We start from the raw sequence: 25,256 nt of genomic DNA, 5'->3' as shown, positions 1-25,256 counted from the left end.
CGAGAGCCTAGTGCGCGGGTCAGCCGGTGAGGTTGTGCACGAAGCACCAGCGCCAGGACTCACCGGGCTCGGCGGACTCGGCGACCGGGTGGAGGGTCTCGTGGAAGTGGGCGCTCGCGTGCTTGCCGATCGAGGAGTCGCAGCAGCCGACGTGGCCGCACTCCAGGCACTGGCGCAGCGACACCCAGCGGGTGCCGTCGGCCAGGCAGGTCGCGCACGCCGGGTCGTCGACGGTCTCGACGGCCGGGAACGCGGTGAGGTCGTCGCACGAGCGGCCGGCGGTGAAGGCGAGGGTGCCGCTGCGCACGCTCTCGCGGGCCTCGGAGCCGAAGTCGAGCATCGACTCCTCGATGTCGAGCATCCCGAGCACCTGGCTGACCACCTCGGAGGGCACCTTGCCCTTGCTCCGCACGAGCAGCACCTTGGCCCGCTCGGCCTCGATCATCTCCCTGCGGATGCGCGCGTAGAGCTCCGACGGGGTCTCCTCGCCGGGCGTGGTCGCCAGCTGCTCCCACGCGGCGAACGTGCGCTGGTCGAGGCGCGTACGGATCTGCGTGGCGACGCCGTGGTGGTCGTCGTAGTCCAGCTCGTCGAGCCGCGCGAAGCCGGCGTCGGCGGCCTGCTGCAGGAGCGCGGCCCGGGCGAGCGCGTCCTCCGCGGGGTCGGGAGCAGGTACGCCGAGGAGCCGGGTCAGCACCGGCAGGGACAGCCCCTGCAGGAACAGCGTGCCCGCCACCACGGTGAAGGCGACCAGCAGCAGCACCTCGCGGTGCGGCGCGGTCTCCGGGATGACGAACGCGGCGGCCAGGGTGACCACGCCCCGCATGCCCGCCCAGCCGATCAGGAAGGTCCACGAGGCCGGGAGGGGGTTGTCGCCCAGGCGGCGCAGCAGCCAGGTCGCGTAGACCCAGGTGAGGCGCACCGCGATGACGGTCGCGAGGGTGGCGCCGCAGACCAGGGCGATGCGGCCGATCGAGAGGGTCGAGTCGGCGACGTCGGCCAGGATCCAGTCGAGCTGCAGGCCGATGAGCAGGAAGACCGTGTTCTCCAGGACGAAGGCGATCGTGCGCCAGGTGATCCGCTCGGTGATGCGCGACTGCGCGGTCTGGATGATCGGCGCCTTGTGGCCCAGCAGCAGGCCGGCGACGACCACCGAGATGACGCCGGAGGCGTGCGCCTCCTCGGCGGCGACGAAGGCCGCGAAGGGCGTGAGGAAGGAGATCGCGGTGTCCATGAGCGGGTCGGTGATCCGCTTGCGCAACCAGGCGACCAGCGCGAAGACCGCGAAGCCGATGAGCACCCCGCCTCCGGCAGCGCGCACGAAGTCGATCCCCACCTCCGCCATGGCGACGCCCCCGGAGATGGCGGCGATCGCGGTGCGCAGGGCGACCAGAGCGGTGGCGTCGTTGAGCAGCGACTCGCCCTCGAGGATCGTCACGACCCGTCGGGGCAGCCCGATGCGCCGGGCGACGGCCGTGGCGGCGACCGCGTCGGGCGGGGCGACCACCGCCCCGATCGCGATCGCGGCGGCCCAGCCGATGCCCGGCACGAGCCACTGCACGACGGCGCCGACCGCCAGTGAGGTGAGCACCACCAGCACGACCGAGAGCCGCAGGATAGAGCCCCGGTTGGCGTTGAAGTCGACCAGCGAGGTCTGGATCGCCGCGGCGTAGAGCAGCGGCGGCAGCAGCCCCAGCAGGACCACCTCGGCCTCGAGGTGGATGGTGGGCACGCCGGGCACGTAGGAGACCGCGGCGCCCACGACGATCAGCAGCAGCGGTGCGGGGACGCGCAGTCGCTCACTGACGGCGGTCGCGGCCAGGACGATGGCTGCCATCGACACCAGCAGCAGGGCGAGCTCCACCGGTCGAGTCTGGCAGACCTCCCCGGCCTTGGCGGACGGCGTTCAGCGCACGACGTCGTAGCGCTGCAGCGTGATCCCGTTGGAGTAGGCCGCGTGCTCGACCAGCGCGAGCCTGGTCTTGTCGCCCTCCCCGAAGAGCCGCTTGCCGCTGCCGAGCACGAGCGGGAAGACGAGCAGGTGGTAACGGTCGACCAGCCCGGCGGCCGCCAGGCCCTGGGCGAGGGTGGCGCTGCCGTGCACGTGGATCTCCCCGCCCTCGGTCTCCTTGAGCTCGGCGACCTCGTCGAGGGAGCGCAGGACCGTGGTGTTGTGCCACTCCGGGTCCTGCAGGGTGGAGGACACGACGTACTTCGGCATCGCGTTGTAGGTGGCGAACTCCTCCATCGACGGCCACACCGGCGCGAACTCGTCGTAGGACTGCCGGCCCAGCAGGAGCGCGGTCGCCTCGAGCGTCTCGCGGCCCTTGATCTCGTAGGCCGCCTCGTCGAAGGCGACGTCCTTGAAGGTCCAGCCGGCGTGCGGGTGCTCGCCGCCGCCGGGCGAGTCGACGATGCCGTCGAGGGTGATGAACTCGGTCACGACGATGGGACGCATGGTGGGGCCTTTCAGGCAGTGGGTCAGGTGGGGCGGATCGGGCGGGGTGGTCCTGTAGTCAGGCCGCGAGCAGGTCGTCGACCTGGTTGATGGAGGCCGAGGCACCCTCGACGACGCCCATCGACAGCACCTGCTCCAGCGCCTCGGCGGAGGCGTACGTCGCGACGAAGGTGGCACGCGTGGCGCCGTCGACCTCGGCGAACTCGTAGACCTGGGCCGACTCGGGCATCTCGCGGTTGGGGGTGAAGGACTCGTCGAGCGCGAAGCCGTCGTTGAAGGTGAAGCGGTCCGGCGCGGAGACGGAGGTGACGTCCCAGTAGGCGTAGTACCTCTGACCCTCGGGGCTGGTCAGGTAGTAGTTCATCCGGCCGCCCTCGGCCATCTCGTGGTCGACGAAGGTGGCCGGCCAGCCCGGAGGGCCCCAGACGCGCTCGAGCTGGCGCGGGTCGGCGTAGACCTGCCACACGCGCTCGACGGGTGCGGCGAAGTCGGCGGTGATGGTGAGGGTGAGGGCGTCGAGGTCGTGCTGGACGTCGGTGACAGGCATGGCTCTAGTCCGTTCGGGAGGTGGGTGGGTCCTGCTGCTGGTCCTGCTCGTTGTCGGTGGCGAGGAGCTCGTCCATGCGCGAGATGCGGCCGCGCCAGAGGGCCTCGAGCTCGGTGAGCATCAGCCCCACCGACCGCACGGCCTCCACGTCGCCGCTGGCGAGGGCCTCGCGGCCCTGCCGACGCTTGGTCAGCAGGCCGGCGCGCTCCAGCACGGCGACGTGCTTCTGGACGGCGGCGAAGCTCATGTCGTAGCCCCGCGACAGGGTCGACACGGAGTGCTCGCCGGCCAGCACGCGTCGCAGGATGTCGCGCCGCGTGCGGTCGGCGAGCGCGTGGAACCAGGCGTCCGCCCGGTCCTCGTCCGTCTCGCTCACGGTGCGAATCTACAACCATGTGGTTGTAGGTTGTCAAGGGGCTGCGCTCGGAAGCTGTCGTCGCGACTGATGTATGGGTCGGCGGTGATGGGGAACCGGTCCCTCTGAAAGGGTGGAACGAGTGCCGCTCCGAGTACGATCACGACTTGGTGCGCATCCGTGCCGCGATCTGTCGAGAGAAGTGGGGCACGTCCAGTGCACAGACTCGTAGCAGGACTCCGTCTCGGGGGTCGCTACGTGCTCGAGGAGCGCATCGCGTCCGGCGGCATGGCCGACGTGTGGCGGGGCCTCGACGACGTCCTGCAGCGCAACGTCGCGGTCAAGGTCATGCGAGCCGATCCCGACAACGAGGAGATCTTCGCCGAGCGCTTCCGCGACGAGGCGCTCCACTCGGCGGCGCTGCTGCACCCCAACATCACCACCGTCTTCGACTACGGCGAGGACGACCACCTGTCCTACCTCGTGATGGAGCTCGTGCAGGGCCTGCCGCTCTCGGCGGTGATCCGCGACCAGGGCGCCCTGCCGCCCGAGACGGTGCGCTCGATCCTCGGCCAGGCCGCCCTCGCGCTCGGCACCGCGCACGAGGCGGGCGTGGTGCACCGCGACGTGAAGCCGGCCAACATCCTGGTCCGCGAGGACGGGATGGTGAAGCTGACCGACTTCGGCATCGCCCGCGCCACCGACGCGATCGGCCACACCCGGGTCGGCGAGATGCTCGGCACGCCCAACTACATCAGCCCGGAGCAGGCCGTCGGGCAGCAGGCGACCGGTGCCAGCGACCTCTACGCCCTCGGTGTCGTCGCGCACGAGATGTTCACCGGCAAGCGTCCCTTCGACCGCGGCACCCCCATCGCCACGGCCATGTCGCACGTCAACGAGCCCCCGCCGCCCCTCGGTGACGACGTGCCGGCCGACCTGCGCGTGGTGGTCGAGGCGCTGCTCGAGAAGGACCCCGCCGACCGCCCCGAGAACGCCCGCGCCGTGGCCGTCATGCTCGGCGTGCCCACCGGCGACGAGCTGTCCGACCTCGACATCGACCCCGCCGCCGGCGTGCCCAGCGGCTACGTCGTGCTGCCGGTGACCCCGCTGACGCCGGCCACGCCGCTGAAGACCGTGCCGCCCGCCGAGGAGCACCGCAACGGCGCCTCCCACGAGGACGGGTCCGAGGCGCCAGCCGAGGTGCCGACCATGGCGGCCACCGCCGAGGAGCTGCTCGACTAGCGCTTCGTCGCCTCGTCGATCAGCACCGCGAGCGCTTGCGGCTGGGTGAACATCGGCCAGTGGCCCGACTCGATGTCGACCAGCTCGAGCCTGGTGGCGGCCGCCAGCTCGGGCACGTCACCGCCGTCGATCCACTCCTGTGCCTCGGCCGGGCTGAACTCCGGGCAGATCAGCGTGAGCGGCACGTCGTGGCGTGCCTCGCTCGTCCAGCGCACGGTCCCCTTGGTGACCCCCACCGGCACGGGGTGGGTGCCCGCGGCGACCTCGGCCTTCAGCTCCGGGGACATGTCGTCGGAGTCGGGGCCGGCGAACGGCTCCCAGCCGGGGAACGGGACGGCGTCACCGTCGGGCTCGAAGAAGTCGGCGTAGGAGCCGCCCTCCGTCGTGGGGAACCCGCCGATGATCGCGACGCCGGTGACGGCGTCGGGCCGCTGGTCGGCCGCCACCCACGCGAGCGTGCTCGCGGCGGAGTGACCCACGACGAGCGGTGCGCCCTCGGCCGCGTCGACCGCGGCCAGCACGGCGCCCGCCTGGTCGTCGTACGTCGCCGAGCCGGCGCCGTCGCCCTGCCCGGGCAGCGTCACCGGGATGCCGCGGTGGCCGAGCTTCTCCAGCTCGGGCAGCACGTCGTCCCAGGCGGAGCCGTCGAGCCAGAGTCCGGGGATGAGCACGATGTCCATGGGTTCTCCTTCAGTCGGATGGTGGTTCGACCCTCGAGTGCCACGGTAGGGGTGGTTCCGGACGCTCCACGTCCGGTATCGGTGAGAACATCCCACCATGAGCGAGATCAGCCCGACCGCGCGGGCGCTCCGGGCGCTGGACCTCCTGCAAGGCAGACCGGGGATCACCGCGACCGAGCTGGCGCAGCGCCTCGGCGTCACCGAGCGGGCGGCACGGCGCTACGTCGCGATCCTGCGCGAGGCCGACATCCCGGTGGAGTCCACGCGGGGCCCCTACGGCGGCTACCGGCTGGGGCGCGGGCTCCGGCTCCCGCCGCTCGTCTTCTCCGCGACCGAGGCGCTCGGCCTGGTGATGGCCGCCCTCGACTCCCAGCACGCGGTCGCCGACCCGGACGACCCGGTCGGCTCGGCGCTCGGCAAGATCCTGCGCGTGCTGCCGACCAACGTCGCGCGGCAGGCGGTCATGCTGCGCGAGACCGCGCGGACCGTGCCCGAGCGCGCGCCGGTCAAGCCCGACCCCGCCGTCACCAGTGACCTCGTCGCGGCGGTGGCCGCCCAGCGCCGGCTGCGGTTCGGCTACCGCACCGCCGCCGGCAACGCGCGCACGTTCGAGGTCGACCCGTGGTCGGTCGTGGTCCGCTACGGCCGCTGGTACCTGCTCTGCCACTCCCACCACGCCGACGCGCTGCGCACCTTCCGCGTCGACCGGATCTCCGGGGTCACCCTCCTCGAGGAGACCTTCGACGTGCCGGCCGACCTCGACCCGGCGGCCGCGCTCGAGGCCAACCTGGGCCAGGGCTGGGAGTACGACACCCACGTCACGTTCGAGGCGCCCCTCGCCGAGGTCCGGCCGTGGATCCGGCCGGTGATGGGCGAGCTCCGCGAGCTCCCCGGTGGGGGCTGCGAGCTGGTCGGCACCACCAGCAACGCGGAGGCGTACGCCGGCGAGTGGCTCGCGGGCGTGCCCTTCGCCTTCACGGTCGTCGGCGGTGCGGAGCTGCGCGCCGCGGTGGCCGAGGTGGGTGCCCGGCTGACGCGAGCGGTCAGCGGCTGACCGCGACCTCCGTGCCGAGGGTCCAGCCCTCGGAGATGGGCAGGTAGTCGCCGCTCCAGAACTTGCCCGGGTCGTACCAGGTCGCGCGGCGGTCGTTGCGCAGGATGCCCATCTCGATGTAGCAGGTGGCCACGATCTCGGCGCAGAACGCCGCCTCGGGCGTCACCCGCTGCCCGCGCTTGCGGTGCGGGACGTAGGCGTCGCGCCCGCGCAGCCACCGGGCACCGAGCCTGGTGAGGCTGGGGAAGGACACACCGTCGAGCCGGGCGACCGCGCGCAGCATGCCGTCCTCCTCGTCACGCCCGATCTCCGGCTGGAGCTGGCGCACCCAGGCGTCCTGCTCGTACTCGGTCTGCCACCGCGCGACCGCCTCGCGGAGGTCGTGGAGCTGGACGCCGCGGTGGTGGCCGCCGGTCCACATGTCGACCTGCCGCTTGCCGAGCTCGGCGTGGAAGATCAGCGGCGGGAGGTCGTCGACCACGACCGCCATGCCCACGTGGTTGACGGGTGAGTTGGTGACCGCCCGGATCGCCCGGTCGGGCGCTCGCCGGCCGCGGAAGAGCCAGATGTCGCCGCTCCGGGTGAGGTCGACGGCCTCGTCGAGGCCAAGGGCAGGTGCCATGCGCGGAAGTCTGCCGCACGACCGGGCGCGCGCGTGCGAGCCGCGGGATACGCTCGCCGCATGCGCGTGTGGAAGCTCCTCGGCCTCGCCGGGATCCTGGCCGGTGTCGCCACCGGTGCCGCGGTCGCCCGCGACGAGCGCGTACGCCGTCACTACGACGCCGACGAGATCCGCCAGCGGCTCCACGCCCGCCACGACGAGGCCGTCGCCCGCGAGCCCGAGTCGAGCTGACCCGGTCAGCTGGGGAGGGCGAGGCGGGCGGCGATCGCCAGCATGACCACGCCGATGCCGACGTCGAGCACCTGCCAGGCACGGGGGCTCGCCAGGCGGGGGGCGGCCAGCCGGGCGCCGTACCCGAGGCCGGCGAACCAGCCGATGCTCGCCACGCATGCGCCGAGGGCGAACCACCAGCGGCCGGGGTCGCCGTGGGTGCCCGCGATGGAGCCGAGCAGGAGCACCGTGTCGAGGTAGACGTGCGGGTTGAGCCAGGTCAGGGCGACGGCCCGGGCGACCACGCCGCCGCGGGACTCCACGACACCCTCGCCGACCGCGAGCACCTGGGGCCGGCGGGCCTGCAGCAGGGAGCCCGTGCCGTAGACGGTGAGGAACGCGACGCCGAGCCAGCGGATCACCTCGATCGCCCACGGTGCGCGGTCGACCACGACGCCGATGCCCGCGACGCCGGCGACGATCAGCACGACGTCCGACACGGCGCAGACGGCGACCACCAGGCCCACGTGGCTGCGGCGCAGGCCCTGGCGGAGCACGAAGGCGTTCTGCGCGCCGATGGCCACGATGAGGGACAGGCCGGTCAGCAGGCCCGCCGCGATGTCTCCCACGTGCGTCAATCTAGGGGCGACACGGACCCGCCCTGACCCCGGCGAGGCCCTGACAGATGTCAGGGTCTTCTCCGGGTGTTGTCCCATGGCCACTCGTTTCCGGGTCCTGCCAGACTTGCGCGCATGACTGAGCACAGCGCGGGGGAGTCGACGCAGGGCGTCGCAGCGAGCGCACACGACCTGGTGAAGACCTACGGCAAGGGCGAGGCCGAGGTCCGCGCCCTCGACGGCGTGACCGTCGACCTGATGGCCGGCGAGTTCACCGCGGTGATGGGCCCGTCGGGCTCGGGGAAGTCGACGCTGATGCACTGCCTCGCCGCCCTCGACACGCCCACCTCGGGCGAGGCCGTCGTCGACGGCACGTCCTTGGGCCGGCTCAAGGACAAGGAGCTGACCACCCTGCGCCGCGAGCGCGTGGGCTTCGTCTTCCAGTCCTTCAACCTGGTGCCGACCCTCAGTGCCGAGGAGAACATCCTGCTGCCGCTGAGCCTCGCCGGGCGCAAGCCGGACCGCGCGTGGTTCGACCAGGTCGTCGATGCCGTCGGCCTGAGGCCCCGCCTGGGCCACCGCCCCAGCGAGATGTCCGGCGGCCAGCAGCAGCGCGTCGCCTGCGCCCGCGCCCTCGTCGCCCAGCCGTCGATCGTCTTCGCCGACGAGCCGACCGGCAACCTCGACTCCACCAGCGGCGCCGAGGTGCTGGGCTTCCTGCGCCGCAGCGTCGACGAGTTCGGCCAGACGGTGGTGATGGTGACGCACGACCCGGTCGCCGCGTCGTACACCGACCGCGTGCTCTTCCTGGCCGACGGCCAGATCGTCGACGAGCTCCGCCAGCCGGACCGTGACGCGATCCTCGACAAGATGGCGAAGCTCCAGGACGTCGCGGTGCGGAAGGCGGCGGGCTGAGATGCTCCGCCTGACCTGGCGCAACCTGCTCGCGCGCAAGGTGCGCCTGCTGATGAGCACGCTCGCGATCGTGCTCGGCATCGGCTTCCTGGCCGGCGTGATGACCTTCAGCACCGGCCTCAACGCGACCTTCGACAACATCGTCAAGGGGTCCACCTCGGATGCCGTCGTACGACCTGCGGGCGACCTGCAGGGCGCCAACGCCGGGGTGGCGACCACCCAGCTGGTGACGCCCGAGGACGTCGACAAGCTGAGCGCGCTGCCGGAGGTGGAGGACGCCACCGGCTCCGTCGACGGCATCGGCTCCTTCCTGCTCGGCAAGGACGACAAGCTCGTCGGCGGCCAGGGCGCGCCGACCCTGGCCTTCAACTACGCGCCCGCCGAGAACATGCAGGGCGAGCAGGTGCTCGAGCTCAACCAGGGCCGGTGGCCGGAGAAGCCCGGCGAGATCACGCTCGACACGTCCTCCGCGGAGCGCGGCGCCTACGAGGTCGGTGACAACGTCACGCTGATCGTCCCGGCCAAGGAGCCGAAGCGGACGTTCACGCTCGTCGGCACCGCCGACTTCAACGGCGGCGGCACGGCCGGCGCGACCCTCGTGCTGCTGGACACCGCGGAGGCCCAGGACATCTTCCTCGACGGCGCCGACGCCTACACCAGCGTCGCCCTGACCGCTGCCGACGGCGTCTCCCAGTCCCAGCTCGCCAAGGCCGCCGACCAGGTCGTGCCGGACGGCTTCACCGCCGTCACCGGGGACAAGGTGGTGAAGGAGACGCAGGAGCAGATCGGCCAGTTCCTCGACGTCATCTCGATCTTCCTGACGACCTTCGCGGTCATCGCGATCGTGGTGGGCGCGTTCATCATCTTCAACACCTTCTCGATCCTGGTCTCCCAGCGGGTGCGCGAGTCCGCGCTCCTGCGGGCGCTCGGGGCCAGCAAGAAGCAGGTCACCCGCTCGGTGCTCATCGAGGCGTTCCTGATGGCGCTCGTCGGCGCGACCCTCGGCCTGCTGCTGGGGCTGGGCCTCTCCCGGCTGCTCGCCGGCCTGTTCCGCTCGTTCGGGCTCGACATCGCCGGCGAGGTGCTCACCCTGACGACGTTCACGATCGTCGCCGGCTACGTCGTCGGCATCCTGGTCACGATGGTGGCGGCGTTCGTGCCGGCCCGCCGGGCGGCCAAGGTGCCGCCGGTGGCGGCGATGCGCGACGACCTCGTCGTGCAGGAGCGCGGGATGGCCCGCCGGCTGCTGCTGGGCACCATCGCCATGGTCATCGGCACCGCGCTCGTCGCGGTCGGCCTCGCCGGGGCGCCCGGCACCGACGCGATCTGGATCGGCGCCGGAGCGGTGATCTGGGTGGTCACGACCGCGGTGCTGGCGCCCGTGCTCGGCCACCCGGTGCTGGTCGCGTGCCGCAGCGCGTTCGGCCGCCTGTTCGGCACCCCGGGCCGGCTCGCCGGCGAGAACGCCCTGCGCAACCCGCGTCGTACGGGCGCCACCGCGTCGGCGCTCATGATCGGCCTCGCGGTCGTCTCCGCCGTCGGGGTGCTGGCCTCCTCGCTGAGCGCCACGAACGACGCGGTGGTGGACGACGAGTTCCGCAGCGACTTCCTCGTGCAGATGCCGACGTTCCAGGGCTTCCCGGCGCAGTACGGCGACCGGATGCTCGACGTCGACGGGGTCGGCCTGGTCTCGCGCCAGCAGGGCACCCCGGTCAGCATCGACGTCGACGGCAAGCCCGACCAGACCTTCGCCACCGGGGTCGACCAGGGGTTCTTCGAGATCTACGACCTCACGATGGTCGCGGGCAAGGACGCGATCTCCGGGCGCCAGGTGCTCCTCAGCGAGAGTCGCGCCGGCGACCTGGGGGCGGGTCCCGGCGACACCATCGACGTGGAGTTCCCCGGCGGCAGGACCGTCCCGCTCGAGGTCACGGGTGTCTTCGAGGACAGCCCGATCACTGGCGGGCTCACCTTCCCGCTCTCCGTGCTCCGCGACGCCGGCATCAAGCGCAGCGACTCGACCCTCAGCATCACCGTCGCCGAAGGGGCCGACCGCGGGGCGGTCAAGCAGGACCTCGAGGACGTCATCAAGGACCTGCCGATCCTCGCGGTGCAGGACAAGGAGGAGTTCAAGGACCTCATCAGCGGCCAGGTCAACCAGCTGCTCTACGTCATCTACGGGCTGCTCGCGCTCGCCGTCGTGATCGCGGTCATCGGCATCGTCAACACCCTCGGCCTCAGCGTGCTCGAACGGACGCGTGAGATCGGCCTGCTGCGTGCCGTCGGCCTGTCCCGCAGCCGACTGCGGCGGATGATCACGCTGGAGTCGGTGGCGATCGCGCTGCTCGGTGCGGTCCTCGGCATGGTGCTCGGGCTCGTCATCGGCGTGGTGCTGCGCCAGTCCCTCAAGGACGACCTCACCGAGCTGGCGCTGCCCCTGACCGGGCTGGGCGTCTTCCTCGTGGTCGCGGTGCTCTTCGGCGTGCTGGCGGCCATCGTGCCGGCGATCCGCGCCTCGCGGATGAAGGTGCTGGACGCGATCGCCACCGAGTGAGGCCGAGCGCTGGCATCCTGTCCCCGTGATCGCGTCCCTCGGCTGGGGAGCGCTGGCCGCCGGGTCGCTGGTGGTCGGCGCCGTCCTGGCGCTCCTCCGCACGTGGCCGGACCGGGCGGTCGGCCTGGTGCTCGGCTTCGGCGCCGGCGCCCTGATCGCGAGCGTCTCCTTCGAGCTCGCCGAGGAGGGCCTGAAGATCGGGAGCGCGTCCGCCGTCGCGGCGGGCCTGGCGCTCGGCGGGCTCACCTTCTTCGGCGCCGACCGCCTCGTGGAGAGGTGGGGTGGACGCTCCGGAGGGTCCGCGGCCGGCGCCCCGCTCGCGGTCGGTGCCTTCCTGGACGGGATCCCCGAGCAGCTGGTCCTCGGCATCGGCATCGCCTCGGGCGGAGGGGTCAGCGCGGCACTCGTCGTCGCGATCTTCGCCTCCAACCTGCCCGAGGCGATCGGCTCGGCGGCCGACATGAGGTCGGCCGGTCGTTCGGGACGCTCGGTCATCGGTCTGTGGACCGGAGTCGCGGTGCTCTGCGCCGCGGCCACCGTCGTGGGGGCCGCGCTCGCCGGGGCGGTCTCCGACGAGGCGCAGGCGCTCGTCGACGGGTTCGCGGCAGGAGCGCTCCTGACGATGCTGATCGACTCGATGGTCCCCGAGGCCAAGGAGAAGGCCCAGGACTGGGCCGGCCTGACGACCGTCGCCGGGTTCGCCCTGGCGGCCGGGCTCTCGCTGCTCGGTCAGTAGCCGCCCTCGGGCGGCACCATCTCCCCCCGCACGCCGAGCAGCCGCACCGGCCGGACGTCGTCCAGGGCGAGGTAGAGCTCGTAGGCAGTCCGCGCGATCACCTCGACGTCGTACGTCGGCGTGGGCAGCTTGCGCACCTTGGTGAACGTGAAGAACGGGGCGAAGCGGACCTTGAGGTGTACCCGCTGCACCGCCCGGCCCTCCTTGCGCACGTCGTCGACGACCCGACCGGCCAGCTCGATGAGGGCGGCACGCACCTCGTCGGGGGTGGTGAGGTCGGACTGGTACGTCGTCTCGCGACCGTGGGCGCGTGCCACCCACGGGGTGTCGTCGGGCCGGGTCCGGCCGCCACCCCGACCGAGCCGGCCGAGGTGCGGCCCGTTGGTCGGGCCGAACGCCGCGACCAGCGCCGCCTCCTCCGCGGCCGCGAGGTCGGCGACCGTGTGGAGGCCGATGGACGCCAGCCGGGCGCCGATCCTGCTGCCGACGCCCCAGAGCGCGGTCGTCGGGCGGGCGCCCATGACCTCCATCCAGTTGTCGCGGGTGAGCTGGAAGGTGCCCTGGGGCTTGCCGAAGTCGGTCGCGATCTTCGCCCGCACCAACGTGTCGCCGATGCCGATCGAGCAGTGCAGGTCGGTCGCCTCGAGCACCGCCGCCTGGATCCCGCGGGCCGCCGAGAGGGGGTCGTCGGTCTCGATGCCGACGAACGCCTCGTCCCAGCCGAGCACCTCGACCACCGCACCGGGGATCGCGCGCAGCGTCTCCATCACCCGCGCGGACGCCGCCTCGTAGACCGGGAGGTCGACGGGGAGGAAGACCGCGTCGGGCGAGCGTCGCCGGGCGACCTTGAGCGCCAGCCCGCTGCGTACGCCGTGCGCGCGGGCCTCGTAGGACGCCGTCGACACGACCGCCCGCTCGGTCGGGTCGCCGCGGCCGCCGACCACGACCGGCCTGCCCACCAGCTCGGGGTGGCGCAGCAGCTCGACGGCGACGAGGAACTGGTCCATGTCGACGTGGAGCACCCAGTGGCGGGACACCTCGTCATTGTGGCCGAGGCCTCCGACGTCGTCGTGGGATCTGCCGCCACCGTCGACGGTGCGGCGTAGCCTCGGAAGGTGACCAGCGGCGAGTTCATCGACCCGGACCCGATCGACGAGCACCACCCCGAGTCGATCTTCCCGGACGCGGGTGAGCGGATGGACGACGCCACCCGGGAGCAGGCGCTCCGTGCGGAGCCGCGCGGCAACGCGACCGTCGGTGACATGGTCGACATGGACCTCATCGACTCGCGCGCCCACGAGTCGGGGCCCGGCGCCCAGGAGGTCGACGACCAGGTCCACGGGGGCCACAGGGCCGACTGACGGGCGGTCAGCGCACGCGGTGCAGGCGGACGAGGCTCATCGGGTTGCTGGGGTGGGGCGGGAAGGTCGCGACGACGGCGGGGAGGTGCGGGTCGAAGGTGCGGCCCTCGAGCTCGACCAGGCGGACGCCGCGGTCGGCGAGGAGCGTGAGGGTGCGGGCGAGGGCCGCCGCGACGAGGTGCTCGCCGTCGGGCTCGTCGACGCGCGGGGTCTCGGCGAGCACCCGGACGATCCCGTCCCAGGCGGGGCCGTCGAAGACCAGGCTGAGCGCGACGACGCGGCCGCCGCGGATCACCAGGCTCGAGACCGTGTGGTCGAGGCCCGCGCCGAGTCCGGCCGAGGCCGCGGCGACCTCGGCCCGGGGCCGCAGCGGCCCGATCATCTCGTGGGCCCAGACGTAGTAGTCGACCCACGCCTCCTCGAGGTCCGCCTCCGGGACCCCGTCGGACCCGACCGCCGCCGCGCCGTCGGGGACGGGGTGCGCCTCGCACCACGCGACCCAGGCCGCCGCCGTGGGGTCGGCCTGCGGCGCCGGGCACAGCTCCACCAGGTCGTGCCCGATCGAGCGCGCGAAGCCGACGGCGTCGGCATCGGCGTGCAGGAGCCGACAGACGAGGGCCTCGTCCGCGGGCACGGCACGGTCCAGAGCGGCGTAGAGCGCGGACCCGATGCCCTCGCGCCGTCGCCCGTGGTCGACCTGCACGTCGCAGAAGCGTTCGCGCTCGAACAGGCGCACCGGCCGCGCGGTGGCGTGGCCGACGAGAGAGTCGCCCACCCACGCCTCGAGGCGTACGACGTCGTCGGAGGAAGCGTCGCGGATCTCGGGCACGGCCATGCGGGGAGCATCCTCCTGCCGGTGCGATCTGTCAGGAGGTTGTCCAGACCTTGCCCAGACGATGTCCGGACTGTGGCTGGGTGAACCGCGTGATGGATTTCCACTCCTGCGAGTGGAAGTCCATCCGGGGCTGAGCGTGGACCTGTTCGCTCGGGCCTGAATTCCACTCGAGCGAGTGGAAGTTCAGGAGCGCAGGCGGTCGGTCGGGGAGGGCCGACCACACCTTCGGGCGGGTCGCGGTCCGGGACCCCCGGCGTACCGTCGGACGCATGACCAGCGACGACCAGGGCAGCCCCGACGCCTACGCCGAGCACCCCGAGGAGTCGGTGTTCCCCGGCGCCGGTGAGCGGGTGAGCGACGAGGACCGGCAGCGAGCGCTCGACGCCGCGCCCGCCGGCAACGCGACCGTCGGCGACACCGTGGACACCGCCGACGTCGACTCGGGCGCGCACGAGGACGGACCGGGGGCCGAGGAGGTCGCCGAGCAGGTCGGGGACTGAATCTCGGGTGCGTCCGGGCGGGACGGGCTGCCAGAGTGCCGCCATGACTCCCGAGCGCCTCGACGTCGAGCACGCCCTGCCACGCATGCAGGCCCTGGCGTCACAGCTGTGGAGCCCTCAGTCGCGGCACCACCCCGGCCAGCTCGCCTGGTCGGCCGCCTACGGCGAGCCACACGTGCTGGACCTCGGGCCGGCCTTCCTGCTCGACACCGCCTGGGCGTGGCTGGAGTCGCGCGACTGGCTGGAGGTCTGCGGCACGGACGCCGCCGCCGTCGAGGCCGTCGTCGCCGCGGCGCTGGCGGTGGCCGATGACGAGGTCACCGCGAGCACCCTCGAGACCGAGGACGTCACGGTCGCCGCGCTCACCCGCGCCGGCTTCGTCGAGGTGGACGCGCCGTGGTTCACCCACCACCACCTCGACCTGGCCGACCTGCCGCCGGTCGTGCTTCCAGAGGGGTACGCCGTCCGCGCCGTGCGACCGGGCGAGGCCGAGCAACGGGCCGCCGTCCACCGCGCTGCCTGGTCGCCGACGTCACGGGTGACGACCGCGGCCTACGAGCGGCTGATGACGGTGGCGCCCTACCGCACCGAGACCGACCACGTCGTGGTCAGCGAGTCGGGCGAGTGGGTCGCGTCCTGCTGCGTGTGGCTCGACCCCGCGACCGGCGTGGCGCTGGTCGAGCCCGTGGGGTGCGTCGAGGAGCACGGCGGCCGTGGCCTGGCCGCAGCGGCGTCGGTGTCCGCGCTCACCGCCGCTCGCGACCTCGGTGCCACCGAGGGGCTGGTCTGCCCGCGCGGCGACGACGACCACCCCGGTCCCGCGCGCCTCTACCGCCGGATCGGCTTCGTGCCGGGCGCCCGGACGAGGACCTACCGCTGGCGGCGGGACGGCTGAGGCTGGGCCGACGATCTCTCGCGCATGCTGCGAGTGATCTGTGAGTCAGTGGGCGGTCGCCCGGAAGCGGCGGGCGTTGCGGTGCTCGCTCAACGCCCACCACGCGAAGGTCGCGGTCATGAGCGCGGCGGGCCAGCGGAAGCCGTCGGCGAGCTGGATCCCTGCGCAGAGAGCGAGGGCGGCGAAGGCGAGGACCTTCCACCTGCTCCGACGCGCCAGGTCGGGGGCGAAGTGGGCGGCGTACTGCTCCGGCGTGCCGAACTCGTCCTGCACGGAGCGCCCCGACTGTGCGGCGTGGGCATGCGCCTCGGCAACGATGTCGCGCACCCGCGGGCCAGACATCGCGTGGCGGCTCCGCAGGATCTCGGTGAGCTCCATCGACCAGCGCGCGTCGTCCGGGACGCCGGGCCCGGGAGCGGGTCGTCGGTGACGTCGGCTCCACGCGGCCTGGCCGACCGCGGCGCCCAGCCCGAGCGCGAGCGAGATGCCGGCGACACGGGCGACGGCAGCCGTCCCGAGCTCGCCCCGGACGAGCAGCAGCACGGCGAAGATCCCCGCGACCAGCGCAGCGAGGACGAGGCCGGTCACGACCGCGTCGCGCCAGGTGGTGAAGCCGTCGTCGAGCACGAGCCGACCCTCCTCGACCCATCGGTCGTAGAGGGTGTCCGCGTGCTGCCTCGCGTCGCCGAACAGGTCCTGTGGTGACTCCTGCGTCTCGCGGACGACGTCCAGCGCCTCGTTGAGTCCATCGACGACGAGCGTGACGTCGACATCGCGCATCAGCAGCCTCCACGAGGCGCTGAAGGCCCAGACGCCGTCCATGTCGTCGCCCCGCGCGCGGTCGAACTCGTCGACGGTCCTCGACAGCGGTGTTGCCTCAGCCATTCCGAACCGCCCTCGTGCCCATCGTCGTCAGCGTCGCTCCCAGGTCGCGCCACGAGGCGAGCTCGCGGTCGAGGCGGTCGCGTCCGGCGGAGGTCAGGTGGTACTCCCGGCGACCGGGTCCGCCACTGCCCTCGACCCAGGCGGCCTCGACCGAGCCGGCCTCCTCGAGGCGGCCGAGCACCGGGTAGAGCGACCCACCCTTGAGCAGCCCGAACCCGTGGGCGGCGAGCGTCTGCCCGATGGCGTACCCGTGGAGGGGTCCCTCCGTCAGGCTCGCCAGCACCGCGAGGTCGAGCGCGGCACGAACCCACGGGGATGGCCACCTGGCTGTATCGCTCACGTATCTAAGTACAGCACATACCTAGTAGTTCTCACGCCAGGACGTCCGTCAGTCCCTCCAGCAGCCGGTCCACGTCGGAGTCGTCGTTGTAGGCGGCGAGCCCGATCCGCAGGCCGGAGTCGTCCGGCAGGCGCAGGGCCCGGAAGGTCTCATAGGCGTAGAACGTGCCGGCGGGCACGAGGACGTCGCGCTTCGCCAGGAGCTCGTACGCGTCCACGGGCAGGCGGTCGCGGAGCGTGACGAAGAGCGTGGACGTGCGGTCGACCGCGCGCGAGTGGAGGGTCAGCCGGTCACCGAGGGCGGCGAGCCCCTCCTCGATCCGCAGCCGCAGCCGGAGCTCGTGCTCGGCGATGGTGGCCGCCGCCGCGACGAGCCGCTCGCGCCGAGTGCCACCGGTGCCGAGCGAGTCGATGAGGTCGATCGCCGCGGTCGCGCCGGCGAGCAGCTCGTAGGGCAGCGTGCCGAGCTCGAAGCGCTCGGGGACCGCGTCGGTCGAGGGCAGCAGCTTGTCGGGTCGCAGCGTCTCGAGCAGGTCGGGGTCGGCGACGAGTGCGCCGCAGTGGGGCCCGAAGAACTTGTAGGGCGAGCAGACCGCGAAGTCGGCGCCCATCGCCGCCACGTCCGGGGCCGCGTGGGCGGTGTGGTGCACCGCGTCGACGTGGACCAGCGCACCCACCTCGTGCGCCCTCGCCGCGACGGTGGCGACCGGGGGCCGGGTGCCGAGGAGGTTGGAGGCGGCGGTCATCGCGACCAGGCGGGTGCGCTCGGTGATCACGTCGAGCGAGGACAGGTCGAGCTCGGCGGTGTCCGGGTCGAGGCGCAGCCAGCGCACGGTGGCCCCGGCCCGCTCCGCCGACTGGACCCACGGCCGCACGTTGGAGTCGTGGTCGAGCTCGCACACGACGACCTCGTCGCCGGGCACCCACGTCCTCGCGAGCGTGCGGGAGAAGTCGTACGTCAGCGCGGTGGCGCTGCGGCCGTGGACCACGCCCTCCGGCACGCCGCCGAGCAGGTCGGCCACCGCGGAGCGGAAGCCGGCCACGACCTCCTCGGCGTTGCGCTGGCTCACCGTCGCGGCGCCGCGCTGCGACAGCGGCCCGGTCATCGTGCGTGCGATCGCCTCACCCACGACGGCCGGCGTCTGGGTGCCGCCGGGGTTGTCGAAGTGGGCGATGCCGGAGGCGAGCGACGGGAACCCGGCGCGGAAGGAGGCGACGTCGAAGGGCACCCGAGCACGCTAGCTGGCGATGTGCACCACCGCGTCACCGGAGTTCACGAGGGGTGCCTCGGTGCGGCCGATGACGATGCCGTCGCGGTTGGCGTAGACCGCGCGCAGGGTCTTGCCGAAGGAGTCGAAGAGCGTGCCGAGCCGCTCGCCGTCGCTGACCTTCTGCCCGAGGTGGGCGTCGAGGTGCAGGATGCCGGTGCGCCGGGCGCGCACCCAGCCGCTGGAGCGGCACTCCAGGCTCGGCTCAACGGGAGGCTCGTCGACCGACTCGGTCATGCCGAGCGCGGCCAGCACCCGGCGTACGCCGATCACGCCGGCCTCCACGGCGAAGTCGTCGAAGCGCAGGGGTTCGCCGGCCTCGTAGAGCAGCACCTTCGCGCCCTGCTCGCGGGCGGCGTGGCGCAGCGAGCCGTCACGGATCTTGGCGTGGAGCATCACCGGCGCGCCGAACGCCTGGGCCAGCTCGCGCGTGCGCTCGTCGTCGAGGTCGGCGCGGACCTGCGGCAGGTTGCTGCGCCGGTCGGAGCCGGTGTGCAGGTCGATGCCGACCTCGCAGCCGGCGACGATCTCGCGCATGAAGAGGTGGGCGATCCGGCTGGCCAGCGACCCGCGGGCCGAGCCGGGGAACGAGCGGTTGAGGTCGCGGCGGTCGGGGAGGTAGCGGTCGCCGGTCATGAAGCCGAGGACGTTGACGATCGGCACCGCGACCAGGGTGCCGCGGAACGTCTTGGGGTCGAGGCCGGCCATCACCTGGCGCACCACCTCGACGCCCGCGACCTCGTCGCCGTGGATCGCGGCATCGATCCAGACGCGCGGACCGTCCTCACGACCGTGCACGACCCGCACCGGCAGGGTCACGTCGGCCCCGGTCACCAGGCGGGTGATCGGCAGCTCGAGGGCGCGCACGGTGCCCGAACGGATCCGGACACCGCCGATGGCGAAGGACTCGCGGGGCACTAGGCGCGTCTCGGGGTCGTGGTGGTGGTCATCCTCTGAGGGTAGTGCGGACAAGGACCCGGCCCGACGAAGGCGTGCTTGCCTCCCGAGGGTGGCGGCACACGACATGTCGACGTCCGACCCTGGCGGCACACGACACCGTTCTGCGTCCGAAAGGTGTCGTATGCCGCCACCTTGCGCGGGAGGTATGTCGTATGCCGCCACCCACCTCGCGGAGCGGCCGGCAGGGACGCCTACTTGCCCCAGTTCTTGCGGCGCACCGCGCGGCGCGGCCGGCCACCGGCGTAGGACCGCGCGGAGTCGACGAGGAAGCCGCGCTCGAGCGCCTCGCGCCCGATCAGCATCCGGAAGCCCATCTCGTCGCGGTTGCTCAGCGTCATCACCGTCGTGATGGTGCGGCCGGCGAGCGTGACGTCCATCGCGACCGCGTAGCGCTGCTCGGTCTGGCCGTTGCTGCTGCGCACCTCGCGGCGGTCGAGCACCGGGAGGGTGAGCTCGTGGGCCTCGTCGTCGGAGCGCTGCCAGGGGTGGATCGAGAAGCGCACCCACTCGCGGTCGTCCTGCTCGAAGATCTCGAGGTCGAAGGCGTGGATCGAGGACGAGCGGGCGCCGGTGTCGATCTTGGCCTTCACCCAGTCCACGCCGGCCTGCGGCAGCGCCACCCACTCGCGCCAGCCCACGACCACCTTCGCGGCCTCGCGCTCGGAGACGGGCTCGGAGTCGGGCGGTGCGGGGGTGGTGGACACCCGGACATCCTGTCAAAGCCCCCGTGCCGAGGTGGTTGGATGGCTCCCCATGAAGCTCGCCATCCTCTCTCGGGCGCCGCGCGCCTACAGCACGCAGCGGCTGCGGACGGCCGCGCTGGACCGCGGTCACGACGTCAAGGTGCTCAACACGCTCCGCTTCGGCATCGACCTCACGGGAGACGAGCCCGACCTGCTGTTCCGCGGCAAGCAGCTGTCGACGTACGACGCCGTGCTGCCGCGCATCGGCAACTCGATCACCTACTTCGGCACCGCCGTCGTGCGACAGTTCGAGCAGATGGACGTCTACACGCCCAACACGAGCTACGGCATCGCCAACAGCCGCGACAAGCTGCGCGCGACGCAGATCCTGTCCCGGCACAAGATCCCGATGCCCGCGACGACCTTCGTGCAGGACCGGGCCGACGTGATCCCCGCGATCGAGAGCGTCGGCGGCGCACCGGTGGTGATCAAGCTGCTCGAGGGCACGCAGGGCATCGGGGTGATCCTGGCACCGACCATCAAGGTGGCCGAGGCGATCATCGAGACGCTGCAGAGCACCCGGCAGAACGTGCTGATCCAGAGCTTCGTCAAGGAGAGCAAGGGCCGCGACATCCGCGCGCTCGTCGTCGGTGACCGCGTGGTCGCCGCGATGCGTCGCGTCGCGCAGGGTGACGAGTTCCGCTCCAACGTGCACCGCGGCGGCAGCGTCGAGGCGGTCGAGCTCGACGAGGAGTTCGAGCGGGTGGCCGTGCGCTCGGCGCAGATCATGGGCCTGCGCGTCGCGGGTGTCGACATGCTGGAGGGCCGCAAGGGCCCGCAGGTGATGGAGGTCAACTCCTCGCCCGGGCTCGAGGGCATCGAGCGTGCGACCAAGCTCGACGTCGCCGGCGCGATCGTCGACTACATGGCCAACCAGGTCGCCTTCCCCGACATCGACGTACGCCAGCGGCTGACCGTCTCGACCGGCTACGGCGTGGCCGAGATCGTCGTCCACGGCGGCTCCGACATGGTCGGCAAGAAGCTCGGCGACTCCGGCCTCGACGAGCGCGACATCACCGTCCTCACGCTGCACCGCGGCCCCCAGGTCATCCCCAACCCGCGCAACAAGACCGTGCTCGAGGGCGAGGACCGGCTGCTCTGCTTCGGCAAGCTCGAGGAGATGCGCTCGATGATCCCCGACCGCAAGGAGAAGCGGGTCCGGCGACTGATGAAGAAGCACCTGCCGCCCGAGTCGTCGTGAGTCAGTCGCGGGGGCGTGTGCGCAGCAGCCAGGCGATGCCGGCGAAGGGCAGCACGAGCGGCAGCCAGCCGTAGCCCGAGCCGTACGACGACCACACGGTCTGGTCGGGGAAGAGCTCCGGGTCGAGGACCGTCAGCGTCCCCACGGTGAGCACCCCGACCAGCTCGAAGCCGACGGCCGCCCAGGCCACCCGGCGCGGGTCCGGGCCGACCTCGGCCAGGCCCAGGGTGGCGGCGATGTAGACGATCCCGGCGAGCGCGGACAGCCCGTAGGCGAGCGGGGCCTCGTCGGCCTTGGTCAAGAGCTGCACGAGCGAGCGCGCCGTCGCGGCGAGCGCGAAGACGCCGTAGATCGCGACGAGGACGCGCCCGGCTCCGGACCGGGTCGAGTGCGGCGTGCTCACGACGCCCAGACCTGCAGTGCGCGCACGACGAGGAAGGCCTCGGTGAGTCCGACGACCGCCAGCACCGCCGTGGCGCCGCGGCTCCGCTCCGTCAGCGACCACAGGAAGCCGATCGGCAGGACGGCGAGCGCGGCGACCAGGTAGCCGAAGAGCGTGATCGCGCTGGGTCCGGAGAGGTCGGCGTCGCCGACCTGGAAGGCCGCGATCACCAGCAGCACGAGCACCCCGGCCTCGATGACGCCCGCGAGTCCGAGCAGCCCCCAGTCCGGCGTACGAGCCAGGGCGACGTAGACCAGCACCACGACTGCGAAGAGCAGCGAGGCGGCGATCAGTGCGAGGGGCAGCGGTCCGTCCACGAGCGCAGATTCTTGCAGGGCGCCGACCCACAGGTGGGCCACAGGTCGACGGCAGGTGACGAACAGGCGGGACCGGGACGTTCGGGGCTCACCGATCCTGAAGGGCCCTCCATGAACTCCACCCACCTGCTGGCGCTCGTCGACGTCGTCGCCGTCCTCGTCCTCGCCATCGCCGTGTACTACCCCCGCCACCGCCGCGCCGACCTGGTGACGGCCTTCATCGCCGTCAACGTCGGCGTCCTGGCCGTCACGATCGTGCTGTCGAGCAGTGCCGCGACGGTGGAGCTGGGGCTCGGCCTGTTCGGGGTGCTGTCCATCATCCGGCTCCGCTCCGACGAGCTCGGGCAGCACGAGATCGCCTACTACTTCGCCGCGCTCGCGATCGGGCTCATCGGCGGCCTCGGCACCGGCGACGTACCACTCTCCGTGTCTCTGATGGCCGGCATCGTGGCGGTCCTCGCCCTCGCCGACAGCCGCCTGCTGCACGGCACCGGGCTGCGCCAGGTGGTCGTGCTCGACTCCGCGATCACCGACGAGCCGACCCTCGTCGAGCGGCTCGAGATGCTGCTCGACGCCCGGGTCACCCGCGTGACGCCGGTGCGCGTCGACCTCGTCGACGACACCACCACGGTCGAGGTCCACTACGCCGCGGCCCCAGGTCCCGCGCTCCGTCGCACCGATCGCCACCAGGCGCTCACCCGGTGAGCACGATCGAGCCGATGGAGGCCGTCGAGCTGCTGCCGAGCGTCTCCCTGGCCGAGCTCGACGCGGCGGCCGCGCTGCTCACCCGCGTGGACCGCAAGTACGTCATCGAGGCCGCCGAGCTGGACGCGGTGCTGACCGGGCCCTACGACTCCGGGGTGGCCGGGCTGCGCGCGCTCGAGGTCGAGGGCCGCCGGTCCTCGCGCTACGAGTCGACCTACCTCGACACCGTCGACCTCGACAGCTGGGCGGGCGCCGCGCACCGCCGCCGACGCCGGTGGAAGGTGCGCACCCGTACGTACGCCGACACCGGCGAGCGCTGGCTCGAGGTGAAGACACGCGGCCGGCGCGGCGTCACCGTCAAGGAGCGGCTGCCCCACGACGCGCTCGAGATCTCCGGCCCCGCAGGCGCTTGGCTGCGCGACCGCCTCGGCGCCGCGCACGTCCACGACATCGACCCCAGCGGCCTCGTCGCGACCCTGCGCACCAGCTACGTACGTACGACGCTGCTGCTCGCCGACGGCGCCGGCCGCGCGACGGTCGACCGCGACCTGCGTTGGATGTCGGGCCACGGCACCGCGGAGGTCGGCGACGTGCTGGTCGTCGAGACCAAGTCCGCCAGCGCGCGACCCGGACCGCTGGACCGGCGCCTCTGGGAGCTGGGACACCGACCCGTCCGCATCTCCAAGTACGGCACCGGGCTGGCGCTGCTCACGCCCCACCTCCAGACCAACCGCTGGCACCGGGTGACCTCACGCCACCTCGCCGACCACCTCACCCTCCACGAAGGAGTGCTCGCATGACAGACCTTCCCCGCATCATGATCACCCGCCGCCTCGCGGTCGGCGCCACCCTCGGCGCGCTCGCCCTGTCCGGCTGCGCGGCCACCTCCGACGGCACCACGACGGGAACCTCCGGGGTCTCCTCGGCCGCGCAGGAGGTCGCTGACGGCACCGGGGTGTGGGACGCCAGCGCCGTGCACGAGTTCTCGATCGACGTCGACGAGGACGCCCTGGCGGGGATGATCGACACCTACCAGCAGACCCAGGAGAAGGAGTGGATCGAGGCCACGGTCACGATCGACGGGACGACCTACCGGCGCGCCGGCCTGCGGCTGAAGGGCAACTCCTCGCTGCGAGGCGTCAGCGACGACGCCGCCCCGGGCGACCTGCCGTGGCTGATCCGGCTCGACAAGTTCGTCGACGGCCAGTCGGTGGACGGCTCGAGCGGCTTCATCGTGCGCTCCAACAGCTCCGAGACCGCGCTCAACGAGGCCGTCGCGCTCGACCTGCTGGCCGAGGCCGGCCTGGCGAGCGAGCACGCCGTCGCTTCGTCGTTCAGCGTCAACGGCGGCGACGCCCGGCTCCGGCTGGTCGTGCAGGACCTCGACGAGGACTGGGAGGCGGAGAACTTCTCGACCGACGGCCTGCTCTACAAGTCGGAGGCCGGCGGCGACTGGTCGTGGCGCGGCGACGACCCGAACGCCTACACCGACGTCTTCGACCAGGAGACCGGCGACGACGACCTGACGCCGCTGATCGACTTCCTCGACTTCGTCAACAACAGCAGCGACGACGACTTCGCCGCCGAGCTGCCACAGCGCCTCGACGTGGACGCCTTCGCCCGCTACCTCGCCTTCGAGCAGGTCGTCGACAACTTCGACGACATCGACGGGCCGGGCAACAACTCCTACCTGCGCTACGACGCGGAGTCCGGCGGCTTCACGGTCGTGGCCTGGGACCACAACCTCGCCTTCGGCGGGATGGGCGGCCCGATGGGCGGCGGGATGGGCGGCCCGGGCGGGATGCCGTCACCTCCCGACGGCGAGCGCCCGGACGTCGGCGACGGTGCTCCCGGCGACGGTGCTTCCGGAGGCGGCCGGATGGGCGGCTCCAACATCCTCGTCGAGCGCTTCACCGCCGTCGAGAAGTGGTCCGACCTCGTCGACCGGGCCGAGGCCGACCTGACGAAGGAGCTCTTCGACAGCGGCTACGCCGACCAGGTGCTCGACCAGTGGATCAGCGTGCTGACCGAGCAGGCCGGCGACCTGGTGGACAAGGCCACGGTCCAGCAGGAGGCCGACGCCATCCGAGACGTCATCTGACCTGCGCCGGGAACTCCTTCATCGCCTGGTCGGCGATCTTCTTCATCATGAAGCCGTCGATCCCGCCGCCGACCAGGCCGCCGGCGACCGGGATGCCGCGACCGAGGCGGGAGAGCACCTTCTCGCTCACCCCGCGCATCAGCCGGAAGCCGACCGCCTTGTTGATGACCATCAGGGCGCCGGGCGGCAGGCCCTTGAGGGCGTACGACGTGATCCGGCCGCTCGCCGTCGTCATCCCCGCCTTCTCCAGCACCTCGTGGGAGTCCGAGCCGACGAGCGTGAGCAGGACCGCCGTGCGCACCCGCGGCTCCTCGAGGTCGTACCCCCGCAGGCTCGCGATGCCGCCGACCATCCGGACGGCCTGGAGGTAGAACTCGGCCACGTTGACCGGCAGGGAGACCGGCATCGTGACGAAGCCGCCCAGCCCGGTGACGAACCCGCCGATGCTGCCCGTGACGAGGGTCTGGCGGGCGAGCCGCGCGACTGCCTTCTCGACGTCACCGTCGGACTTCGCCAGCGCCTCCTGCGCGACCTCCCGCGCCGAGCTCAGCGGTCCACGGCCCCCGAGACCGGTGGCGACGAGCATCTCGACCAGCCGGTCGATGGCACCGGGGTCCGGGTCGGGGTCGCCGGCGGCGTCGAGCGCGGCCCGGGTCTTCTTCGCCTCGGCGCGGCCGGGGGTGAGCAGGTCGATGAGTCCCATGCCGCCCACCC

30 protein-coding genes are annotated in these 25,256 nt (G+C 72.4%); 13 read left to right on the top strand and 17 right to left on the bottom strand.

The window, feature by feature from the left end; translation table 11 throughout:
• Positions 1-19 precede the first annotated feature (19 nt).
• The 4 genes from ACS3YM_RS17110 to ACS3YM_RS17095 are packed head-to-tail and all read right to left on the bottom strand — an operon-like array spanning position 20 to position 3,381.
• Positions 20-1,864 carry a Na+/H+ antiporter gene (locus ACS3YM_RS17110; RefSeq protein ID WP_439937640.1) on the bottom strand — a complete coding sequence of 615 codons (1,845 nt, stop codon included), beginning with the start codon at positions 1,862-1,864 and terminating at the stop codon, positions 20-22.
• A 42-nt stretch (positions 1,865-1,906) separates the two neighbouring features.
• Complete coding sequence (locus ACS3YM_RS17105; RefSeq protein ID WP_439937639.1) at positions 1,907-2,458, bottom strand: dihydrofolate reductase family protein; 552 nt, start codon at positions 2,456-2,458, stop codon at positions 1,907-1,909.
• A 58-nt stretch (positions 2,459-2,516) separates the two neighbouring features.
• Positions 2,517-3,005 (bottom strand): SRPBCC family protein, encoded by a 489-nt coding sequence (locus ACS3YM_RS17100; protein ID WP_439937638.1) that lies wholly within the window; start codon positions 3,003-3,005, stop codon positions 2,517-2,519.
• 4 nt (positions 3,006-3,009) lie between these two features.
• Positions 3,010-3,381: an ArsR/SmtB family transcription factor gene (locus ACS3YM_RS17095; RefSeq protein WP_439937637.1), complete on the bottom strand. Its 372-nt coding sequence runs from the start codon at positions 3,379-3,381 to the stop codon at positions 3,010-3,012.
• A gap of 237 nt (positions 3,382-3,618) precedes the next feature.
• On the opposite strand from ACS3YM_RS17095, the gene ACS3YM_RS17090 reads away from it, so the two are divergent.
• On the top strand, positions 3,619-4,602 hold the full coding sequence (locus ACS3YM_RS17090; protein WP_439937636.1) for a serine/threonine-protein kinase: 984 nt from the start codon (positions 3,619-3,621) through the stop codon (positions 4,600-4,602).
• Here the strand turns inward: ACS3YM_RS17090 and ACS3YM_RS17085 are convergent.
• Positions 4,599-5,282 (bottom strand): alpha/beta fold hydrolase, encoded by a 684-nt coding sequence (locus tag ACS3YM_RS17085; protein ID WP_439937635.1) that lies wholly within the window; start codon positions 5,280-5,282, stop codon positions 4,599-4,601. The two genes, ACS3YM_RS17090 and ACS3YM_RS17085, sit on opposite strands and share 4 nt — an antisense overlap.
• Positions 5,283-5,379: 97 nt before the next feature.
• Here ACS3YM_RS17085 and ACS3YM_RS17080 point away from each other — a divergent pair, with 97 nt between their 5' ends.
• Entirely contained in the window at positions 5,380-6,336 is a 957-nt protein-coding gene (locus ACS3YM_RS17080; protein WP_439937634.1) for a helix-turn-helix transcriptional regulator, read from the top strand.
• On the opposite strand, the gene ACS3YM_RS17075 is transcribed toward ACS3YM_RS17080, so the two are convergent.
• Entirely contained in the window at positions 6,326-6,958 is a 633-nt protein-coding gene (locus ACS3YM_RS17075) for a hypothetical protein (protein WP_439937633.1), read from the bottom strand. The genes ACS3YM_RS17080 and ACS3YM_RS17075 overlap by 11 nt on opposite strands.
• A gap of 60 nt (positions 6,959-7,018) precedes the next feature.
• Between ACS3YM_RS17075 and ACS3YM_RS17070 the strand changes: the two genes are divergently transcribed.
• Complete coding sequence (locus ACS3YM_RS17070; protein ID WP_439937632.1) at positions 7,019-7,189, top strand: hypothetical protein; 171 nt, start codon at positions 7,019-7,021, stop codon at positions 7,187-7,189.
• Between the two features lie 5 nt (positions 7,190-7,194).
• Here the strand turns inward: ACS3YM_RS17070 and ACS3YM_RS17065 are convergent, their stop codons facing one another.
• Positions 7,195-7,797 carry a LysE/ArgO family amino acid transporter gene (locus tag ACS3YM_RS17065; protein ID WP_439937631.1) on the bottom strand — a complete coding sequence of 201 codons (603 nt, stop codon included), beginning with the start codon at positions 7,795-7,797 and terminating at the stop codon, positions 7,195-7,197.
• 123 nt (positions 7,798-7,920) lie between these two features.
• On the opposite strand from ACS3YM_RS17065, the gene ACS3YM_RS17060 reads away from it, so the two are divergent.
• Genes ACS3YM_RS17060 through ACS3YM_RS17050 form a run of 3 tightly spaced genes read left to right on the top strand, consistent with a single transcriptional unit; the run spans position 7,921 to position 11,990 of the window.
• Positions 7,921-8,700, top strand: coding sequence for an ABC transporter ATP-binding protein (locus tag ACS3YM_RS17060; protein WP_439937630.1), 780 nt, complete (start codon positions 7,921-7,923; stop codon positions 8,698-8,700).
• Position 8,701: 1 nt separating this feature from the next.
• The gene (locus tag ACS3YM_RS17055; RefSeq protein ID WP_439937629.1) at positions 8,702-11,254 is read left to right on the top strand and encodes an ABC transporter permease; all 2,553 of its coding nucleotides are present in this window, start codon (positions 8,702-8,704) and stop codon (positions 11,252-11,254) included.
• Between the two features lie 25 nt (positions 11,255-11,279).
• A complete protein-coding gene (locus ACS3YM_RS17050; protein ID WP_439937628.1) occupies positions 11,280-11,990 on the top strand; it encodes a ZIP family metal transporter in 711 nt (236 codons plus the stop codon).
• Here the strand turns inward: ACS3YM_RS17050 and ACS3YM_RS17045 are convergent.
• Positions 11,984-13,027, bottom strand: coding sequence for a DNA polymerase IV (locus ACS3YM_RS17045; protein ID WP_439937627.1), 1,044 nt, complete (start codon positions 13,025-13,027; stop codon positions 11,984-11,986). The genes ACS3YM_RS17050 and ACS3YM_RS17045 overlap by 7 nt on opposite strands.
• 78 nt (positions 13,028-13,105) lie before the next feature.
• On the opposite strand from ACS3YM_RS17045, the gene ACS3YM_RS17040 reads away from it, so the two are divergent.
• Positions 13,106-13,351 (top strand): hypothetical protein, encoded by a 246-nt coding sequence (locus ACS3YM_RS17040; protein ID WP_439937626.1) that lies wholly within the window; start codon positions 13,106-13,108, stop codon positions 13,349-13,351.
• A 7-nt stretch (positions 13,352-13,358) separates the two neighbouring features.
• Here ACS3YM_RS17040 and ACS3YM_RS17035 read toward each other — a convergent pair whose 3' ends face one another.
• Positions 13,359-14,186, bottom strand: coding sequence for a hypothetical protein (locus ACS3YM_RS17035; protein ID WP_439937625.1), 828 nt, complete (start codon positions 14,184-14,186; stop codon positions 13,359-13,361).
• 269 nt (positions 14,187-14,455) lie between these two features.
• Between ACS3YM_RS17035 and ACS3YM_RS17030 the strand changes: the two genes are divergently transcribed.
• Together ACS3YM_RS17030 and ACS3YM_RS17025 are read left to right on the top strand one after the other, a co-directional pair.
• On the top strand, positions 14,456-14,686 hold the full coding sequence (locus ACS3YM_RS17030; RefSeq protein ID WP_439937624.1) for a hypothetical protein: 231 nt from the start codon (positions 14,456-14,458) through the stop codon (positions 14,684-14,686).
• A 43-nt stretch (positions 14,687-14,729) separates the two neighbouring features.
• On the top strand, positions 14,730-15,581 hold the full coding sequence (locus tag ACS3YM_RS17025) for a hypothetical protein (protein WP_439937623.1): 852 nt from the start codon (positions 14,730-14,732) through the stop codon (positions 15,579-15,581).
• A 45-nt stretch (positions 15,582-15,626) separates the two neighbouring features.
• On the opposite strand, the gene ACS3YM_RS17020 is transcribed toward ACS3YM_RS17025, so the two are convergent.
• The 5 genes from ACS3YM_RS17020 to ACS3YM_RS17000 all read right to left on the bottom strand — a co-directional run bounded on the left by ACS3YM_RS17020 (position 15,627) and on the right by ACS3YM_RS17000 (position 19,737).
• The gene (locus tag ACS3YM_RS17020) at positions 15,627-16,466 is read right to left on the bottom strand and encodes a hypothetical protein (RefSeq protein WP_439937622.1); all 840 of its coding nucleotides are present in this window, start codon (positions 16,464-16,466) and stop codon (positions 15,627-15,629) included.
• Positions 16,459-16,806: a PadR family transcriptional regulator gene (locus ACS3YM_RS17015; protein ID WP_439937621.1), complete on the bottom strand. Its 348-nt coding sequence runs from the start codon at positions 16,804-16,806 to the stop codon at positions 16,459-16,461. The genes ACS3YM_RS17020 and ACS3YM_RS17015 overlap by 8 nt, the downstream gene beginning before the upstream one ends.
• A 31-nt stretch (positions 16,807-16,837) precedes the next feature.
• Positions 16,838-18,034 (bottom strand): cysteine desulfurase-like protein, encoded by a 1,197-nt coding sequence (locus ACS3YM_RS17010; protein WP_439937620.1) that lies wholly within the window; start codon positions 18,032-18,034, stop codon positions 16,838-16,840.
• Positions 18,035-18,043: 9 nt separating this feature from the next.
• A complete protein-coding gene (locus ACS3YM_RS17005) occupies positions 18,044-18,991 on the bottom strand; it encodes a succinylglutamate desuccinylase/aspartoacylase family protein (RefSeq protein ID WP_439937619.1) in 948 nt (315 codons plus the stop codon).
• A 233-nt stretch (positions 18,992-19,224) separates the two neighbouring features.
• On the bottom strand, positions 19,225-19,737 hold the full coding sequence (locus ACS3YM_RS17000; protein WP_439937618.1) for an ATP-dependent zinc protease family protein: 513 nt from the start codon (positions 19,735-19,737) through the stop codon (positions 19,225-19,227).
• A gap of 49 nt (positions 19,738-19,786) precedes the next feature.
• On the opposite strand from ACS3YM_RS17000, the gene ACS3YM_RS16995 reads away from it, so the two are divergent.
• On the top strand, positions 19,787-20,977 hold the full coding sequence (locus ACS3YM_RS16995; protein ID WP_439937617.1) for a RimK family alpha-L-glutamate ligase: 1,191 nt from the start codon (positions 19,787-19,789) through the stop codon (positions 20,975-20,977).
• 1 nt (position 20,978) lies between these two features.
• On the opposite strand, the gene ACS3YM_RS16990 is transcribed toward ACS3YM_RS16995, so the two are convergent.
• Both ACS3YM_RS16990 and ACS3YM_RS16985 read right to left on the bottom strand, forming a co-directional pair.
• Complete coding sequence (locus ACS3YM_RS16990; protein ID WP_439937616.1) at positions 20,979-21,380, bottom strand: hypothetical protein; 402 nt, start codon at positions 21,378-21,380, stop codon at positions 20,979-20,981.
• Positions 21,377-21,736 carry a hypothetical protein gene (locus ACS3YM_RS16985; protein ID WP_439937615.1) on the bottom strand — a complete coding sequence of 120 codons (360 nt, stop codon included), beginning with the start codon at positions 21,734-21,736 and terminating at the stop codon, positions 21,377-21,379. The genes ACS3YM_RS16990 and ACS3YM_RS16985 overlap by 4 nt, the downstream gene beginning before the upstream one ends.
• 111 nt (positions 21,737-21,847) lie before the next feature.
• On the opposite strand from ACS3YM_RS16985, the gene ACS3YM_RS16980 reads away from it, so the two are divergent.
• From ACS3YM_RS16980 to ACS3YM_RS16970, 3 genes are read left to right on the top strand one after another with little or no spacing between them, the layout of a single operon-like run.
• A complete protein-coding gene (locus tag ACS3YM_RS16980) occupies positions 21,848-22,441 on the top strand; it encodes a DUF4956 domain-containing protein (RefSeq protein ID WP_439937614.1) in 594 nt (197 codons plus the stop codon).
• The gene (locus tag ACS3YM_RS16975) at positions 22,438-23,241 is read left to right on the top strand and encodes a polyphosphate polymerase domain-containing protein (protein ID WP_439937613.1); all 804 of its coding nucleotides are present in this window, start codon (positions 22,438-22,440) and stop codon (positions 23,239-23,241) included. The genes ACS3YM_RS16980 and ACS3YM_RS16975 overlap by 4 nt, the downstream gene beginning before the upstream one ends.
• The gene (locus ACS3YM_RS16970) at positions 23,238-24,542 is read left to right on the top strand and encodes a CotH kinase family protein (protein WP_439937612.1); all 1,305 of its coding nucleotides are present in this window, start codon (positions 23,238-23,240) and stop codon (positions 24,540-24,542) included. The genes ACS3YM_RS16975 and ACS3YM_RS16970 overlap by 4 nt, the downstream gene beginning before the upstream one ends.
• Here ACS3YM_RS16970 and ACS3YM_RS16965 read toward each other — a convergent pair.
• On the bottom strand, positions 24,535-25,245 hold the full coding sequence (locus tag ACS3YM_RS16965) for an EcsC family protein (protein ID WP_439937611.1): 711 nt from the start codon (positions 25,243-25,245) through the stop codon (positions 24,535-24,537). The genes ACS3YM_RS16970 and ACS3YM_RS16965 overlap by 8 nt on opposite strands.
• Positions 25,246-25,256: the final 11 nt, after the last annotated feature.

Origin of the sequence: Nocardioides sp. N13(2025) (assembly GCF_051912545.1) — a bacterium.
Taxonomy (GTDB): domain Bacteria; phylum Actinomycetota; class Actinomycetes; order Propionibacteriales; family Nocardioidaceae; genus Nocardioides.
Note: the sequence above shows the minus strand (reverse complement) of the source record. Positions and strands in the feature narration are given on the sequence as shown.

Coding starts and splice junctions, on each gene's coding strand:
- ACS3YM_RS17020 (WP_439937622.1), bottom strand. CDS start 16,466: ATGGCTGAGGCAACACCGCTGTCGAGGACCGTCGACGAGTTCGACCGC.
- ACS3YM_RS17030 (WP_439937624.1), top strand. CDS start 14,456: ATGACCAGCGACGACCAGGGCAGCCCCGACGCCTACGCCGAGCACCCC.
- ACS3YM_RS16965 (WP_439937611.1), bottom strand. CDS start 25,245: ATGGGACTCATCGACCTGCTCACCCCCGGCCGCGCCGAGGCGAAGAAG.
- ACS3YM_RS16995 (WP_439937617.1), top strand. CDS start 19,787: ATGAAGCTCGCCATCCTCTCTCGGGCGCCGCGCGCCTACAGCACGCAG.
- ACS3YM_RS17100 (WP_439937638.1), bottom strand. CDS start 3,005: ATGCCTGTCACCGACGTCCAGCACGACCTCGACGCCCTCACCCTCACC.
- ACS3YM_RS17105 (WP_439937639.1), bottom strand. CDS start 2,458: ATGCGTCCCATCGTCGTGACCGAGTTCATCACCCTCGACGGCATCGTC.
- ACS3YM_RS17060 (WP_439937630.1), top strand. CDS start 7,921: ATGACTGAGCACAGCGCGGGGGAGTCGACGCAGGGCGTCGCAGCGAGC.
- ACS3YM_RS17055 (WP_439937629.1), top strand. CDS start 8,702: ATGCTCCGCCTGACCTGGCGCAACCTGCTCGCGCGCAAGGTGCGCCTG.
- ACS3YM_RS17070 (WP_439937632.1), top strand. CDS start 7,019: ATGCGCGTGTGGAAGCTCCTCGGCCTCGCCGGGATCCTGGCCGGTGTC.
- ACS3YM_RS17075 (WP_439937633.1), bottom strand. CDS start 6,958: ATGGCACCTGCCCTTGGCCTCGACGAGGCCGTCGACCTCACCCGGAGC.
- ACS3YM_RS16980 (WP_439937614.1), top strand. CDS start 21,848: ATGAACTCCACCCACCTGCTGGCGCTCGTCGACGTCGTCGCCGTCCTC.
- ACS3YM_RS17025 (WP_439937623.1), top strand. CDS start 14,730: ATGACTCCCGAGCGCCTCGACGTCGAGCACGCCCTGCCACGCATGCAG.
- ACS3YM_RS17085 (WP_439937635.1), bottom strand. CDS start 5,282: ATGGACATCGTGCTCATCCCCGGACTCTGGCTCGACGGCTCCGCCTGG.
- ACS3YM_RS17080 (WP_439937634.1), top strand. CDS start 5,380: ATGAGCGAGATCAGCCCGACCGCGCGGGCGCTCCGGGCGCTGGACCTC.
- ACS3YM_RS17035 (WP_439937625.1), bottom strand. CDS start 14,186: ATGGCCGTGCCCGAGATCCGCGACGCTTCCTCCGACGACGTCGTACGC.
- ACS3YM_RS16970 (WP_439937612.1), top strand. CDS start 23,238: ATGACAGACCTTCCCCGCATCATGATCACCCGCCGCCTCGCGGTCGGC.